The sequence below is a fragment of the Reyranella sp. genome (assembly GCF_036558665.1).
GTDB lineage: Bacteria > Pseudomonadota > Alphaproteobacteria > Reyranellales > Reyranellaceae > Reyranella.
In genome coordinates this window covers 37,603-52,751 of sequence record NZ_DATBFE010000183.1, presented here as the reverse complement: position 1 = coordinate 52,751, position 15,149 = coordinate 37,603, and the positions used below count along the sequence as shown (strand labels likewise).

Sequence of the window (15,149 nt, the reverse complement as noted above, 5' to 3'; positions counted from 1 at the left end):
CATGGGCAGCGAAGCGCTGTATCGCCTGCTGGCCTGGATGTCACCGGCCTATCCGATTGGCGCCTTCAGCTACAGCCACGGCATTGAAACCGCGGTCGAAGAAGGCTTCGTCAAGGATCGTGCATCGCTGACCGCTTGGCTGGAGACCGTGTTGTGCAACGGCACCGGTCGGGTCGACGGAGCCTTGCTCGCGGCCGCCTGGCGAGCGGCGGGCGCCCGGGACTGGCCGGCGTTCGACGCCGTTGCCGAGCGTGCCGCCGCCTGGCGCGGCACATCCGAGATGGCGCTCGAGTCGCGCCAGCAAGGTGGCTCCTTCCTCTCGACCACCCGCGTGGCCTGGCCGCATCCCGACCTCGATGCCGCGCACCAGCGCCTGGCTGGCGAGATCGCCTTGCCGGCTGCCGTGGCCCTGGCGGCCGCCGCGCACGCCATCGCCCTCGAGATGGCGCTCGGTGCCTATCTTCACGTCTTCACGGCCAACCAGATCTCGGCGGCGTTACGGGCCGTGCCGCTGGGGCAGACCGATGGTCAACTGGTGTTGGCCGCTCTCGAAAGCGCGGTACGTCGCACGGCTGCGGCGGCGCTCGCGGTCACCGACCTCGACGAAGTGGGGACGGCAACACCGCTGCTCGACTGGTGCTCGCTGCGCCACGAGACCCAGTACACCCGTCTGTTCCGGTCGTGACTTCGGGGCGCTATAAGAGCCGATGCGAGCTGCAGAAATGGCATTGCGGGGTCCGCTACGGGTGGGCGTCGGTGGTCCGGTGGGGTCGGGGAAGACGGCCTTGGTCGAGCGCCTGTGCAAGAAGATGCGTGCGGCCTACGACATTGCCGTCGTCACCAACGACATCTACACCAAGGAAGATGCCGAGTTCCTGACCCGGGCTGGCGCCTTGGCACCGGAGCGCATCGTGGGCGTCGAGACGGGCGGTTGCCCGCATACCGCCATCCGCGAGGATGCCTCGATCAACCTCGCCGCCGTCGCCGACATCGTGCGCAAGTGGCCCAAGCTCGAGATCGTGTTCGTGGAGTCGGGCGGTGACAACCTTGCCGCCACGTTCTCGCCCGAGCTCGCCGATCTGACGATCTATGTGATCGACGTGGCGGCCGGCGAGAAGATCCCGCGCAAGGGCGGGCCTGGCATCACGCGCTCCGACCTCCTGGTGATCAACAAGATCGACCTTGCGCCACTGGTCGGCGCCAATCTCGAGGTGATGGATCGTGACGCGCGCAGGATGCGCGGCCAGCGGCCATTCCTGTTTTCCAACCTCAAGGAAGACACCGGCGTCGACGAGATCGCGGGCTTCATCGTGCGCCAGGGCGGGCTGCCGCCGCGTTGACCCTGCCGGCCTGCGGGCCAATTCCCGGGCAGGTGGCAAATTCCTGGGCAGGAAATTGCCCTCCCCGGGGCGCACCGGCTTGGACCGGCCCGCTATGGCCGGCGTCAATGTTATGACTGCGGCCGCGATGTCGAACGGCAAGTCGGCGGGCTGCCTCTGCTGAGCCGGGCTGTGTTCGCGTCGATTCTTCCTCGATTTGCCGGATAATCGACATTTCCACCGTTGCGCGATGCATTTACCCAGCCGGCTTGGCACGGCTTTCGCTTTCCCGAACGCGGCGGGCTTGCCGTCGGGAAAAGAACAAGGAGAGCGGGATGAAGTTGGGATCACTCTTGCGGACTGGGCTCGTGACGGCCGGCCTTCTGGCCAGCGCCGCGACCAGCGCGTTCGCTCAAGGCGAGCCGATCAAGGTCGGCATTTTGCACTCTCTGTCCGGCACCATGGCCATCAGCGAGACGACGCTCAAAGACGTCATGCTGATGCTGATCGACGAGCAGAACAAGAAGGGCGGCCTGCTGGGCCGCAAGCTCGAGCCTGTGGTGGTCGATCCCGCCTCCAACTGGCCGCTGTTCGCGGAAAAGGCGCGCGAGCTCCTTCAAAAGGACAAGGTGGCCGCGGTCTTTGGCTGCTGGACCTCGGTCAGCCGCAAATCGGTGCTGCCGGTATTCGAGGAGCTCGACGGACTGCTGTTCTATCCTGTCCAGTACGAGGGCGAGGAGAGCTCGCGCAACGTCTTCTATACCGGCGCCGCGCCGAACCAGCAGGCGATCCCGGCGGTCGACTACCTGATGCAGAACGAAGGCGTGAAGCGCTGGGTCCTGGCCGGCACCGATTACGTCTATCCGCGCACGACCAACAAGATCCTCGAAGCCTACCTCAAGATGAAGGGCGTGAAGCCCGAAGACATCCTGATCAACTATACGCCGTTCGGCCACTCGGACTGGCAGTCGATCGTGGCGGAGATCAAGAAGTTCGGCTCCGCCGGCAAGAAGACGGCAGTGGTCTCGACCATCAACGGTGACGCCAACGTTCCCTTCTACAAGGAGCTTGCCAACCAGGGCATCAAGGCCAAGGACATCCCGGTGGTCGCCTTCTCGGTCGGGGAAGAAGAGCTGGCCGGCGTCGACACCAAGCCATTGGTCGGCCATCTCGCCGCCTGGAACTACTTCGAGTCGGTCAAGAACCCGGCGAACGAGAAGTTCATCAAGGACTGGCAGGCCTTTACCAAGAACCCCAAGCGCGTGACCAATGACCCGATGGAAGCACACGTGATCGGCTTCAACATGTGGGTCGAGGCCGTGAAGAAGGCCGGCTCGACCGATCCGGACAAGGTCATCGATGCCATTATCGGTGTATCGGTGCCCAACCTGACGGGTGGCTACGCAACCATGATGCCGAACCACCACATCACCAAGCCGGTCCTGATCGGCGAGATCCAGGGCAATGGCCAGTTCGACGTCGTGTGGCAGACGCCGGGCCTGGTGGTCGGTGACGAATGGTCGGACTATCTGCCCGACTCCAAGGATCTGATTTCCGATTGGCGCAAGCCGATGAACTGCGGCAACTTCAACGTTGCAACCGGCAAATGCGGCGGCAAGGGCATGTAGTCTCGCCAGCCGACAACCCACAGGCGCGGGACGACTTTCCGGTCGTCCCGTTCCCTTCTCCGGTTTAAGTCTCGACATATGCCTTCCTTGCGCTCGGTCGCGGTTCTGGTCGCCGTGCTTGCCTCGCTGATGCTCGCCGGCATCGCGGCCGCCGCCGACCTCGCGGAGCTCGTCGCGAATCTGACGATCGGCGGCTTCGGCGACCGGGAAACCGCAATCAAGGCGCTGGCCGCCTCGGGCGATGCGCGCGCCGCCCCGATCCTGGAAGCGCTTTCGGCCGGCCGGCTCTATGTCCGGACAGCCGACAAGGTCGTGGTCATCGGCAAGGCCGACGGCAGGCAGCTCGTCCTGACGGAGGCCGTCACCGGGAAGCTGGCGGGCACCGCGCCCGAGGACGCGCTCGAACGCGTGCGCGTCAACAATCGGCTGCGCGGAGTCATCGACGAGGCGGTGGGTGCGCTCACCCTGATGAGTCCCGATCCCAGGATGCGCCGCAGCGCCGCAGACTCGCTTTTCAAGCAGCGCAATCCGGCGGCGCTGGCAGCGGTCGAGCATGCGATGGCAGCGGAAAAGAACCCAGCGATCAAACGCGCGTTTTCCGAGGCTCGCGCGTCGATCGTGCTGGCCTCCGATGAAGCACCGAAGAACCAGAAGCTCGAGGCTATCACCGTCGTCCGTGATCGGGGCGATCGTGACGCGATGGGCGTCCTGCAAGCGGCTGCCTCCTCGTCCGATGCCGACATAAGGGCGGCGGCCGTGTCGGCGGCGGGCTCGTTGCGCCAGACGCTGGCCGCCTGGGAGGCCGCGCAGAACGTTTGGTACGGCATCTCGCTGGGTTCGGTGCTGTTGCTGGCGGCGATCGGGCTCGCCATCACCTTCGGCACCATGGGCGTCATCAACATGGCGCATGGCGAGATGGTCATGCTCGGGGCCTACACGACCTTCGTCGTGCAGCAAATGGTTCGTGCCTACGCTCCCGGTGTGATCGATGGCTCGATCGTCATCGCCCTGCCGCTTGCTTTCCTGGTGGCGGGCGCGGTCGGCGTCCTGATCGAACGCAGCATTATTCGCTTCCTCTACGGCCGGCCACTCGACACGCTTCTCGCCACCTGGGGTCTGTCGCTGGTGTTGCAGCAGGCCGTGCGCTCCATCTTCGGGCCGACCAATCGCGAGGTGAGCGCGCCCTCATGGATGTCGGGCTCGGTCCTGGTCGGCCAGATCGACGTAACCTACAGCCGCCTCTGGATCGTCGTGTTCGCGCTGCTGGTCTTCGGCGCGCTGATCCTGATCCTGCGCAAGACCCCACTCGGGCTCTACATGCGTGCAGTAACACAGAACCGGCCTATGGCTTCGGCGATGGGCATCCGCACGCCACGCGTCGATGCGCTGACTTTCGGGCTGGGTTCAGGGATTGCCGGGCTGGCGGGCGTTGCACTCTCCCAGATCGACAATGTCAGCCCGAATCTCGGCCAAGGCTACATCATCGACTCCTTCATGGTCGTGGTATTCGGCGGCGTGGGCAATCTTTTCGGCACGCTTGTCGGCGCCACTGCGCTCGGTATCGTCAACAAGTTCCTCGAACCCTATGCCGGCGCGGTGCTGGGCAAGATTCTGGTGCTGGTGTTCATAATCCTCTTCATCCAGCGTCGGCCGCGCGGCCTGTTCGCTCTGAGAGGACGGGCTATCGAATGATCGTGCGCTTCCTCTGGCGGGACCTCGGTCGCAACCTGCGCTGGTTCATCGTGCTGGTGCTGGTGCTGGGTATGGTGCCGGCACTTCTCAATCTGCTGATGCCTGCCAGCAACTCGTTTTACGTGCCGGCCTGGGTGCTGCAGCTCGTCGGCAAGTATCTGTGCTATGCTGTCCTCGCGCTCGCGGTCGATCTCGTCTGGGGTTATTGCGGCATCCTTTCGCTCGGTCATGGCGCGTTCTTCGCCCTCGGCGGCTACTGCATGGGCATGTATCTGATGCGCCAGATCGGCAGCCGCGGTGTCTACGGCAATCCGATCCTGCCGGACTTCATGGTGTTCCTGAACTACAAGGAGCTGCCCTGGTTCTGGCACGGCTTCGACCATTTCTGGTTCGCCGCGCCGATGATCGTGATCGTGCCCGGCGTTCTCGCCCTGGCGTTGGGCTGGTTCGCGTTCCGAAGCCGCGTCACCGGCGTCTATCTCTCCATCATCACCCAGGCGATGACGTTCGCGCTCATGTTGGCTTTCTTCCGCAATGACATGGGGCTGGGTGGCAACAACGGCATGACCGATTTCAAGGACATTCTGGGCTTTCCGGTCCAGGCCGACGTCACCCGTGCGGCGCTCTACCTGGCGTCGACGCTGATGCTCGCGGTCTTCCTCGCGATCTCGGGCGCTGTCGTGGGCTCGCGCTTCGGCAAGGCGCTGACCGCGATGCGCGATGCGGAGAGCCGTATGCGCTTCCTCGGCTACCGGGTCGAGGGCTACAAGCTTTTCGTCTTCGTGCTGTCTGCAGCCATGGCCGGCATCGCTGGCGCGCTTTATGTACCGCAGGTCGGCATCATCAATCCCAGCGAATTCGCGCCCGGCAACTCGATCGAGGCCGTGCTCTGGGTCGCGGTTGGCGGGCGCGGGACGCTGATCGGTCCCGTGATCGGCGCCTTCCTGGTGAACTGGGCCAAGACCTACCTCACCGGCGCGCTCCCCGAGATCTGGCTGTTCGCGCTGGGCGGCCTGTTCATCGCCGTCACGCTCTTCCTGCCCAAGGGCGTAGTCGGCCTGTGGGCGCAGTTCAAGGCGGCGCGCACCCGGCCGAGGAAAGCGGCCGCGCCGGCATGAAAGGCCCGCTGAAGTCCCCGCAGAGATCCACCTCGGCGCTGCTCTATCTCAGCGGCGTCACCGTGTCGTTCGACGGCTTCAAGGCCCTGAACAACCTGTCACTGCTCGTCGAGCCCGGCGAGATGCGCGCCATCATCGGCCCCAATGGCGCCGGCAAGACGACCATGATGGACGTCATCACCGGCAAGACCCGACCGGACGAGGGCGAAGTCGTGTTCGACGGCCAGGCCGATCTCACTCGGCTCGACGAGGCCGATATCGCGACACTCGGCATCGGGCGGAAATTCCAGAAGCCGACTGTGTTCGAAAACCACACGGTGCGCGACAATCTCCTGCTGTCCCTGGCGGGTCCGCGGAACTGGTACCGGCTGCTCGTGGCGGCGCCGACCAGGGCCGAGAACGATCGGCTCGAGGAGATCCTGGGCGTGATCCGCATGGGCCCGCAGCAACACCTGCCGGCGGCACGGCTCAGCCACGGCCAGAAGCAGTGGCTCGAGATCGGCATGCTGCTGGCGCAGGACCCCAAGCTCCTGCTGGTCGACGAGCCGGTCGCCGGCATGACTGACGTCGAAACCGAGACCACGGCGCAGGTGTTGCGCGAGATCAACAGGTCGCATTCCGTGGTCGTGGTCGAGCACGACATGAGCTTCGTGCGGGCGCTCGGCGTGAAGGTGACGGTGCTGCACGAGGGCGCGATGCTGGCGGAGGGTACGCTCGACCAGGTGAGTGCCGATCCTCGCGTCATCGAAGTGTATCTGGGGCGCTAGCCGATGCTCGCCGTCAGGAACGTCGACCTGTTCTACGGCGCCGCGCAGGCGCTGCGCTCGGTGTCGCTGACCGCCGCGGTGGGGCGTGTGACCTGCCTCCTGGGCCGCAATGGCGTTGGCAAGACCAGCCTGCTGCGTGCCATCGTCGGCCTGCAGCCGATCGCCTCGGGCGCGATCTCGCTCGACGGGCAGGACGTGTCGCGCCTCGCGGCGTTCGACCGGGCGCGGCGCGGCGTCGCCATGGTGCCGCAGGGTCGCGAGATTTTTCCGCTGCTTACGGTGAAGGAGAATCTCGAGACCGGTTTCGCACCACTGAGGCGCGACCTGCGAAAGGTGCCGGACGAGGTCTTCGAGCTCTTCCCGGTGCTGCAAAGCATGCTGCGCCGGCGCGGCGGCGACCTGTCGGGAGGCCAGCAGCAGCAGCTCGCGATCGGCCGGGCGCTCACCATGCGCCCCAAGCTCCTGGTGCTGGACGAGCCGACCGAGGGCATCCAGCCTTCGGTCATCAAGGATATTGGCCGCGCCATCACGTTCCTGCGCCAGCGCGGCGACATGGCGATCCTGCTGGTGGAGCAGTACCTGGAGTTCGCCCATGAGCTTGCCGATGATTTCGCCGTCATGGACCGCGGAGAGATCGTGCTCGCCGGGACTCGCGAGACCTTCCACGCCGAGGCCGTGCGCCGTCACATGTCGGTCTGAGGACCGCGCACCAATCGCCCCGGCCGTTCGCCGGTCAGTTCGTCGTTCCGCACCGTCTCGACGCCCGCCACGAAGGTGTGTCGATAACCCGAGGCGCGCTGGATCAGGCGGCGGCCGCCGGCGGGCAGGTCGTAGACCACTTCGGGCCGCTTGAGGTGCAGGTCGTCAAAGTCGATCACGTTGATGTCGGCCTTGTAGCCCGGCGCCAGCAAACCGCGATCGTCGAGACCGTAGGCTGCGGCGGTGCTGCGCGTCTGCTTGGCGATCAGGAATTCCAGCGGCAGCCGCGGTCCCCTGACGCGGTCGCGGCCCCACAGGGTGAGCAGGGAGGTCGGCGAAGAGGCATCGCAGATCACGCCCACATGCGCGCCGCCATCGGCCACGCCCAGCACCGTCGCGGGATCGGTGATCATCTCGTGCACGACGTCGAGGCTGCCATAGGCGTAGTTCTCGAACGGCAGCATCAGAAGGCCCTTGCCATCCTGCGCCATCAGCGCATCGAGTGCGACGGCCTGGGCCGTGCGGCCCGTCCGCTGCGCGATCGAGGCGACCGAGTTCTGCCTTTCCGGTTCGTAGTCCGGTTTGTCGCCGACCGGGAACATTTTGTGGAACGACTCGCCCATGAATGCGGGTGCAGCCTCGTTGGTACGCGGCTCGAGCAGGCGACGACGCAGCTCGGCATCACTCGAAAGACGGCTGTGGCGCTCGGCCGGCGTCAGATCGCGCACCTCGCGCCAGGCCGGATGGGCAACAAAAGGATGGACCGTCGTCTCGAGCCCCATGATGACCCCGATCGGGCGTGATCCTACCTGCGCATTGGCAGCCCGCCCGGCGCGACGCACGCCATGGACCCGATCGAGCGTCTCGCGCCAGAGGTTGGGCTGCGCGTCGACCTGTACCAGCAGGACGGACAGCGGCCGGTCCGCAAGCCCGGCTGCGGCAGCGAGCGCCTCGAACTCGCCCGGGCCGAAGTCGGAATTGACCTGCAGCACGCCGCGCCTCGCGCGCTTCATTCCCTCCGCCAGCGCGAACAGCTCGGCCTCGCGCGCCGACAGCGACGGCGTGAAGCGTCCGTCACGCGCCTTGTGCTTGGTCGTGCGCGAAGTAGTAACGCCGAGCGCCCCTGCCTCGAGCGCCTCGGCCGCGAGGCGCGTGATCTCCTCCAACTCGCGCTCGCTCGGCAACTCGGCATGGTCGGCGCCGCGCTCGCCCATGACATAGAAGCGCAAGGCGCCGTGCGGAAGCTGCGCCGCCACGTCGACGGCGCGCGGCATGGAGTCCAGCGCATCGAGATATTGCGAAAAGGACTCCCAGCCAAATTTCACGCCTTCGCTCAACACTGTCCCGGGAATGTCCTCGACGCCTTCCATCAGGTTGATGAGATATGCCGACTTGCCCGGCCGCACTGGCGCGAAGCCGACGCCGCAATTGCCGAACACGGTCGTAGTGACGCCATGCCAGGAGGACGGGGTGACGAACGGGTCCCAGGTTGCCTGGCCGTCATAATGGGTATGAATGTCGACGAACCCCGGCGCCACGATCGACCCGCCGGCCTCGATCTCACGCCGCGCGGCGCCGAGCTTCGGCCCGACGGAGGCGATCCTGCCATCCTGCACTGCAACATCGGCCATGCGGCGTGGCGAGCCGGAGCCGTCGATCACCGTTCCGTTTCGGATGACGAGGTCATACATGGGGCAAAGATAGGCTGAGCCGGTGTGCCCGGTCTATGTTCTGCCGTGCGCGAGCCATCTCATCGGGAAGAACGACCTTTGCAAAGACCGCTGCTCTTTACGCCTTTCAGGCTGCGTGGTGTTACGGCGCCCAATCGTGCCGTCGTCTCGCCCATGGTGCAGTACCGGGCCGTTGGTGGACAGGTAAACGACTATCACATCGTCCATCTCGGCAAGTTCGCGCTGGGCAAGTTCGGCATCGTCTTCACCGAGAACTGTGCCGTCGAGCCGCGTGGGCGCGTGACGCAGGGCGATCTCGGCCTGTGGGACGACGGGCAGATCGAAGGCCACCGTCGGTTGACGCGGTTCCTGAAGCAGGAAGGAGCGCTTTCGGCCACCCAGATCACCCATTCCGGCCGCAAGGGCTCGACGCCGCGCTCCTTCGACAAGCCGGGTCAGCTCGGACCCGAAGGTGCGGGCTGGCAACGCTGGCAGGTCGTTGGCCCATCGGAGTTGCCGGCGGGCGACGGCTACGCCACGCCCAGGCAGCTCTCCGAGGCGGAAATCCAAGACATCGTGCGGAAGTTCGGCGAGGCTGCAAGACGCGCCGATGCGGCAGGTTACGACGTGATCGAGATCCACGGCGCGCACGGCTACCTGCTGGCGCAGTTCCTCTCGCCCGTCAGCAACAAGCGCAATGACCAGTATGGCGGCGACCGGGCAGGCCGCATGCGCTTCCCGCTCGCCGTCGCGCGGGCCGTGCGCACCGGTTGGCCAGAGCACAAGCCGATGTTCATTCGCGTGTCGGCGGTCGACGGGGCGGGCGGCTGGGACGTCGAGGATTCGGTTGCCTACGCCAAAGAGCTGAAGGTGCTGGGCGTCGATGTCGTCGACACCTCGTCGGGCGGCCTGACGGGTCTTTCAACCGCGCTGCCAATCAAGCGAACGCTCGGCTTCCAGGTGCCGTTTGCAGCAGCGATCAAGCGTGGCGCCTGCATTCCGACCATGGCGGTCGGCTTGATTCTGGACGGGCCGCAGGCCGAGGCCATTCTGCAGGCCGGCGACGCAGACCTGATCGCGATCGGTCGGCAGGCGCTTTACGATCCGTTCTGGGCACTGCATGCGGCGCAGGAGCTGGGCTGCGACTCGAGCTTCGAGATGTGGACGCCCGAATACGGCTGGTGGCTGGACAAGCGGAAGAACAACCTGCCGGACAGGAAGACCGCGGGAAGCGTATCATGACCGGCATCCTTGCAGGCCTTCGCATCGTCGAGGGTTCGGCCTTCATCGCGGCGCCTCTGGGCGGCATGACGCTGGCGCAACTGGGCGCCGACGTGATCCGCTTCGACGACATCCGTGGTGGCCTCGACAGCGACCGCTGGCCGGTGACCAACGAAGGCCAATCGATCTATTGGGCCGGCCTCAACAAGGGCAAGCGCTCGATTGCGGTCGATCTGCGCCATCCCGAGGGCCGCGAGCTGCTCACTGCGCTGATCACCGCCTCGGGCGAGGGCGCGGGTATCTTCACGACCAACATGCCCGCTCGTGGCTGGCTTTCCTACGACGAACTCCGGAAGAGACGCGCCGACCTGATCGCGCTCAACATCGTCGGCACGCGCGATGGCTCCGCACAGGTCGACTATACCGCGAACGCGATCACCGGCTTTCCGCTGGTCACCGGACCGATTGGCCATGAGGGGCCCGTCAATTCGGTGGCGCCCCCATGGGATCTCGCCACCGCCTATGCCGGCGCGATGGCCCTGCTGGCGGCGGAGCGACATCGTCGACTCACCGGACAAGGCCAGCGCATCGTCCTGCCGTTGCAGGACATGGCGCTCGCCGCCACGTCGGCGCTGGGCTACCTCGGCGAGGCCGCCGTCAACGACGACGACCGGCCGCGCCTCGGCAACGAGATCTTCGGCACCTTCGGCCGCGACTTCCGTACCAAGGATGGCCGGTACGTCATGATCTGCATCTTCTCGGATCGCCATGTCGATGCGCTTGCCGCTGCGGGTGGCTTCGCGGCCGCGTTCGCTGCGATCGAGAAGAAGACCGGCGTCGATCTCAAGACCGATGCCGGACGCTGGACCGCCCGGGCTGAGCTTTGCGCCGTGATCGAGCCGTGGGTCGCGACGCGCAGTGCCGGCGAAGTGGGGGCGGCGCTCAAGAAGGCCGGTGCACTGTGGGCGCCGTACCTGACCTTTCGCGAGCTGCTGCAGGACAAGGATGCGGTGCGCGACAATCCGCTCTTCACCGTGATCGATCAGCCGGGCATCGGCCGTTATCCGGTGGCCGCCACGCCACTCCAATTCGGCGCGGTGGCGCGCGAGGCGCCGCGGGCCGCACCTGTGCTCGGCCAGCACACCGACGAGGTCCTGTGCGGCATCCTCGGTCTTTCCGTCCATGAGATCGCCCGGCTGCACGACGAGAAGATCGTTGCCGGACCGCGATAGGATCCTGATTGCCGGCGGCGGCATCGGCGGCTTGGCCGCGGCACTGGCGCTGGCGCAGAAGAACTTGGCCTCTCTGGTGCTGGAGAAGGCGTCGCAACTGGGCGAGATCGGCGCCGGCATCCAACTCGGCCCCAATGCGTTCCGCTGCTTCGATCGCCTGGGGGTGGGCGAGGCGGCCCGGGCGATGGCGGTCTATATCGATCAGTTGCGACTGATGGACGCGATGGCCGATGGCGAGATCATGCATGTCGATCTCGGCGATGCCTTTCGCACGCGCTTCGGCAATCCCTATGCGGTGGTGCACCGCGGCGACCTGCATGGTGTGCTCCTCAAGGCCTGTCGTGAGCATCCGCTGATCGAGCTGCGGGTCAGCAGCGAGATCACGGGATACGATCAGGATGGCAAGACCGTTGCGGCGAAGGTCGGCACGGGCGAGCCCGTCATCGGCGCCGCGCTGATCGGTGCCGACGGCCTCTGGTCCAACGTCCGGGGTCAACTGGTGGGCGACGGTGCGCCGCGAGTCTCGGGTCATACCACCTACCGCTCGGTGATCCCGACCAGGCAGATGCCGGAGGACCTGCGCTGGAATGCGGCCACGTTGTGGGCCGGCCCCAAGTGCCACATCGTCCACTATCCACTGTCGGGCTGGAAGGTCTTCAACCTCGTCGTGACTTACCACAACGACGCGCCCGAGCCGGTGGCCGGCAAGCCGGTGCCTGTGGAGGAAGTTCGACGGGGCTTCGCCCATGTCTGCGAGCGGGCGCAAAACATCATCCGGCACGGAATCGACTGGAGGATGTGGGTGCTGTGCGATCGCGAGCCGGTGAACGAGTGGGTGGACGGGCGCGTCGCCCTGCTGGGCGATGCGGCGCATCCCATGCTGCAATACATGGCGCAGGGTGCCTGCATGGCGATGGAGGATGCGGTGTGCCTGGCCGATTCGCTGGCGCGTGATGGCGGCGATCTGCGCGAAGGCCTGCTGCACTATCGTGACCGCCGTGTGCTGCGAACGGCCCGTGTGCAGCTTACTTCGCGCGCCATCGGCGATCATGTCTACCATCCGGATGGCCCCCATGCGGCGCTGCGCAACGTGATCATGAGCGCCAAGAGCCAGGCCGAGTGGCTGGACGCCCTCGACTGGCTCTATGGCGGCAATGGGCTCGACTGACCTACCTATCCCTTCGGTCGGGACCGAAGGGATAGCCCGCCATGAGCGCCTATCTCCCGACCATGACACAGCAGAGCTTCCACATTCCCGCGACGACCGCCTGCCCGTCGCTGTTCGTCCGCCGCCAGCCCAGGCACGACGCACCGGCGGTCCTCTATGTCCACGGCGCCACTTTCCCCTCGGCGCTCTCCGTCGGCTTCGATTTCGGTGATGGTTCGTGGCTCGACGACTGGAACGGCCGCGACCTCGATGCCTGGGCGTTCGACTTCGCGGGCTTTGGCGGAAGCGGTCGCTATCCCGAGATGGCCGAGCCGGCCGACCGCCATCCGCCGCTCGGTCGGGCGGCGCGAGCGGCGGGGCAGGTGGCTGCCGTTCTGGCGCTCATCCGGCGCGAGACCGGCCGCCAGCGAATATCGCTGGTCGCGCATTCCTGGGGCACCATGCCGGCCGGGCTGGCGACCATCGCCGATCCGGAAACAATCGAGCAGCTCGTTCTGTTCGCGCCCATTGCCCGACGGCCGGGGACCGGTGCGCTGCCGACGCTTCCCGCCTGGAGCGATGTCGGCAAAGAGGCGCAGCATGCCCGCTTCGTCGAGGATGTGCCGAAAGAACACGCGCCGGTGCTCGTCGCCTTCGATCGCTGGGCGCCTGCCTACCTCGCAAGCGATCCGGGGGCCGAGGCGCGCACGCCGCCTGCCGTCCGCATCCCCAACGGACCGCGCGCCGACAACGCCGATGCCTGGCAGGGACGGCTGGCGTGGCAGCCGGAGAAGCTTGCCCGGCCCCTTACGATCGTACGCGGTGCCTGGGATTCGCTCTGCCGCGACGGCGACGCTGCCATGATCCTGGACGCCGCGACCGCATCGCCCTGTCGCCGTGACATCAAGCTGGCGGCGGGAACGCATCTGATGCATCTCGAAACCGGCCGCCGCGTGCTCCATGAAGCGGTGGGCCGCCGCCTGAAAGGAGAGCAGCCGTGATCGCCGTGATCTTCGAAGTGTGGCCGGCCGACGGCCGCAAGCAGACCTATCTCGACATCGCCGCCGAGCTGAAGCCAAAGCTGGAGAAGATCGACGGATTCCTGAGCATCGAGCGCTTCCAGAGCCTGACGGACGAGGGAAAGATCCTCTCGCTTTCCTTCTGGCGCGACGAGGCGGCAGTGAAGGCGTGGCGCACGCTGGAGCATCACCGCGACGCACAGAAGGCCGGCCGTGGCGGTGTCTTCCGCGATTATCGCCTGCGCGTGGCGCAGGTCGTCCGCGACTACGGCATGAGGGAGCGTGCCGAGGCGCCCGCCGATTCACGGGAGAGCAACGGGTAGGCGCGAGCGTCAGCTTTTCCAGGCGTCCACAACGGCCTGATAGGCCGGCTTCTCGGCCTGTTGTTCGACGGGATAGTTTGCCGTCTGCTGCCACCACCGGCCGTTGGAATCCCATACGGGATACTTCGTGCCTGCCCGGTAGTTCCGCGACGGCCGTCCCCAGTCGCTGTCGCGCCCGAAGCGCAAGAGGCCAAAGGTGCGCTCCGCACCGTGCTCCCAGGGACGTTCCTCGTTGAGGAACACGCAGGCGCCGAGCATCATGCCGCGGCTGCCACCCGGCTTCGACGCAGCGATCTGCTCCGACAGCTGGCGCGCCTGCTGCTCTTCGTCGCCCGCCTGCTGGATGCTTGATCCAAGCTCGGTGAACATCACTGGCGGCATTGGAATGCCGTGCCGCTGCCAATAGGCAGGGAGGCGCCGGACGAGATAGTCGCGGATATCCGGGGCCGGATTCTGCGGGTTCGTCGCGAAGACGATGCGCTCCTTCCAGAAGGACGCGGCGTCATACGGACCGATCCGGCCCTGCCTGAGCAGGAGGCCGCGAACTTGCTCGAGGGCACCGGCTCCCTCGATCCCGTCTTTCATGGCGAACGATGTGCTGATCATCACCGGAAGACGATTGTCCTCGCTCACGCCATGCGCTTCCTCCCACTCGGCGATCCAGCTCATGATCGAGACTACATGCCGAGCGCTGCGGTCGAAGTTCAGTTCATATTCGTTGAAGATCTTCCACATGCCCGCGCCCGGCACCGGCGACTTGATGGCGCCCCGGCCGTAGATCTCCTCGGTAATGCGTTCGAGATTGTCACGAGCGGCATTTGTCTTGCCCTGGCTGAGTAGATCCATCGTGTAGTTGCTGACGGGAATCGTGGCCGCCATGCCGAGCTCGTGGCAGGCTTGCAGGAAGCCGACGTGTTCCAGAAGAGCGTGCTCCTGCCCGGAGGCAGCCGTCCGTGCGATCGGGGCCGCCCAGTCGTAGCAATGAATGAAATTGACACCCAGTCGCCGTCGGAAGCGAAGGAGGTCCGCCCGGCCAGGAAGGCCGGAGGCAAGGCTTGCAGGTCCCCACAACTCGGCGAAGACGTTGTTGTAGAAATCCGAAGTCTCGTAGAGCCCGGGCGTGCCGGTCGGCGTGTAGTCGCTCGGCGCCGGCATATAGGCGAGGCCCCGAATGTCGGCGACATTGAAGCGCCGGCACCGTTCGAGTGCCGTCATGCCCGCCATGAACACTCCGAACAGGAGGAGACCGTGATGAAGGCGTTCATTGGCGCGCTCTCCGTCGAGGGAACGACTATCGCCTTTTGTGATCATCGC

General features: G+C 66.0%; 14 protein-coding genes. 12 read left to right on the top strand and 2 right to left on the bottom strand.

All coding sequences use genetic code 11. From position 1 onward, the window contains the following. Nucleotide 1 precedes the first annotated feature (1 nt). The 7 genes from VH499_RS25315 to urtE all read left to right on the top strand — a co-directional run bounded on the left by VH499_RS25315 (nt 2) and on the right by urtE (nt 7,223). A complete protein-coding gene (locus tag VH499_RS25315; RefSeq protein WP_332055552.1) occupies nt 2-685 on the top strand; it encodes an urease accessory protein UreF in 684 nt (227 codons plus the stop codon). A gap of 37 nt (nt 686-722) precedes the next feature. Continuing rightward, a complete protein-coding gene (gene ureG / locus VH499_RS25310; RefSeq protein ID WP_332055551.1) occupies nt 723-1,340 on the top strand; it encodes an urease accessory protein UreG in 618 nt (205 codons plus the stop codon). Nucleotides 1,341-1,654: 314 nt separating this feature from the next. Next, nucleotides 1,655-2,947, top strand: coding sequence for an urea ABC transporter substrate-binding protein (gene urtA / locus VH499_RS25305; protein WP_332055550.1), 1,293 nt, complete (start codon nt 1,655-1,657; stop codon nt 2,945-2,947). Nucleotides 2,948-3,025: 78 nt separating this feature from the next. Further along, nucleotides 3,026-4,639, top strand: a complete 1,614-nt coding sequence (gene urtB, locus VH499_RS25300) for an urea ABC transporter permease subunit UrtB (protein ID WP_332055549.1) — start codon at nt 3,026-3,028, stop codon at nt 4,637-4,639. Further along, nucleotides 4,636-5,757: an urea ABC transporter permease subunit UrtC gene (gene urtC / locus VH499_RS25295; protein ID WP_332055548.1), complete on the top strand. Its 1,122-nt coding sequence runs from the start codon at nt 4,636-4,638 to the stop codon at nt 5,755-5,757. The genes urtB and urtC overlap by 4 nt, the downstream gene beginning before the upstream one ends. Then, the gene (gene urtD, locus VH499_RS25290) at nt 5,754-6,524 is read left to right on the top strand and encodes an urea ABC transporter ATP-binding protein UrtD (protein WP_332055547.1); all 771 of its coding nucleotides are present in this window, start codon (nt 5,754-5,756) and stop codon (nt 6,522-6,524) included. Before urtC ends, urtD begins: the two co-directional genes overlap by 4 nt. 3 nt (nt 6,525-6,527) lie before the next feature. Beyond that, entirely contained in the window at nt 6,528-7,223 is a 696-nt protein-coding gene (gene urtE / locus VH499_RS25285) for an urea ABC transporter ATP-binding subunit UrtE (protein ID WP_332055546.1), read from the top strand. Here the strand turns inward: urtE and VH499_RS25280 are convergent. After that, nucleotides 7,208-8,914 carry an N-acyl-D-amino-acid deacylase family protein gene (locus VH499_RS25280; protein WP_332055545.1) on the bottom strand — a complete coding sequence of 569 codons (1,707 nt, stop codon included), beginning with the start codon at nt 8,912-8,914 and terminating at the stop codon, nt 7,208-7,210. The two genes, urtE and VH499_RS25280, sit on opposite strands and share 16 nt — an antisense overlap. A gap of 78 nt (nt 8,915-8,992) precedes the next feature. On the opposite strand from VH499_RS25280, the gene VH499_RS25275 reads away from it, so the two are divergent. Genes VH499_RS25275 through VH499_RS25255 form a run of 5 tightly spaced genes read left to right on the top strand, consistent with a single transcriptional unit; the run spans nt 8,993 to nt 13,835 of the window. After that, nucleotides 8,993-10,135, top strand: a complete 1,143-nt coding sequence (locus tag VH499_RS25275) for an NADH:flavin oxidoreductase/NADH oxidase (protein WP_332055544.1) — start codon at nt 8,993-8,995, stop codon at nt 10,133-10,135. Then, on the top strand, nt 10,132-11,346 hold the full coding sequence (locus VH499_RS25270) for a CoA transferase (protein WP_332055543.1): 1,215 nt from the start codon (nt 10,132-10,134) through the stop codon (nt 11,344-11,346). Before VH499_RS25275 ends, VH499_RS25270 begins: the two co-directional genes overlap by 4 nt. Beyond that, entirely contained in the window at nt 11,330-12,514 is a 1,185-nt protein-coding gene (locus tag VH499_RS25265; protein WP_332055542.1) for a 3-hydroxybenzoate 6-monooxygenase, read from the top strand. The genes VH499_RS25270 and VH499_RS25265 overlap by 17 nt, the downstream gene beginning before the upstream one ends. 41 nt (nt 12,515-12,555) lie before the next feature. Next, nucleotides 12,556-13,494 (top strand): alpha/beta hydrolase, encoded by a 939-nt coding sequence (locus VH499_RS25260; protein ID WP_332055541.1) that lies wholly within the window; start codon nt 12,556-12,558, stop codon nt 13,492-13,494. Continuing rightward, a complete protein-coding gene (locus VH499_RS25255; RefSeq protein ID WP_332055540.1) occupies nt 13,491-13,835 on the top strand; it encodes an antibiotic biosynthesis monooxygenase in 345 nt (114 codons plus the stop codon). Before VH499_RS25260 ends, VH499_RS25255 begins: the two co-directional genes overlap by 4 nt. A 9-nt stretch (nt 13,836-13,844) precedes the next feature. Here the strand turns inward: VH499_RS25255 and VH499_RS25250 are convergent, their stop codons facing one another. Continuing rightward, complete coding sequence (locus tag VH499_RS25250) at nt 13,845-15,059, bottom strand: hypothetical protein (protein ID WP_332055539.1); 1,215 nt, start codon at nt 15,057-15,059, stop codon at nt 13,845-13,847. Nucleotides 15,060-15,149: the final 90 nt, after the last annotated feature.

Excerpts from the sequence above, each read along its gene's own strand:
- urtC (WP_332055548.1), top strand. The coding sequence starts at position 4,636 with ATGATCGTGCGCTTCCTCTGGCGGGACCTCGGTCGCAACCTGCGCTGG.
- urtD (WP_332055547.1), top strand. The coding sequence starts at position 5,754 with ATGAAAGGCCCGCTGAAGTCCCCGCAGAGATCCACCTCGGCGCTGCTC.
- urtB (WP_332055549.1), top strand. The coding sequence starts at position 3,026 with ATGCCTTCCTTGCGCTCGGTCGCGGTTCTGGTCGCCGTGCTTGCCTCG.
- VH499_RS25250 (WP_332055539.1), bottom strand. The coding sequence starts at position 15,059 with ATGGCGGGCATGACGGCACTCGAACGGTGCCGGCGCTTCAATGTCGCC.
- VH499_RS25280 (WP_332055545.1), bottom strand. The coding sequence starts at position 8,914 with ATGTATGACCTCGTCATCCGAAACGGAACGGTGATCGACGGCTCCGGC.
- urtE (WP_332055546.1), top strand. The coding sequence starts at position 6,528 with ATGCTCGCCGTCAGGAACGTCGACCTGTTCTACGGCGCCGCGCAGGCG.
- ureG (WP_332055551.1), top strand. The coding sequence starts at position 723 with ATGGCATTGCGGGGTCCGCTACGGGTGGGCGTCGGTGGTCCGGTGGGG.
- VH499_RS25315 (WP_332055552.1), top strand. The coding sequence starts at position 2 with ATGGGCAGCGAAGCGCTGTATCGCCTGCTGGCCTGGATGTCACCGGCC.
- VH499_RS25260 (WP_332055541.1), top strand. The coding sequence starts at position 12,556 with ATGAGCGCCTATCTCCCGACCATGACACAGCAGAGCTTCCACATTCCC.
- urtA (WP_332055550.1), top strand. The coding sequence starts at position 1,655 with ATGAAGTTGGGATCACTCTTGCGGACTGGGCTCGTGACGGCCGGCCTT.
- VH499_RS25270 (WP_332055543.1), top strand. The coding sequence starts at position 10,132 with ATGACCGGCATCCTTGCAGGCCTTCGCATCGTCGAGGGTTCGGCCTTC.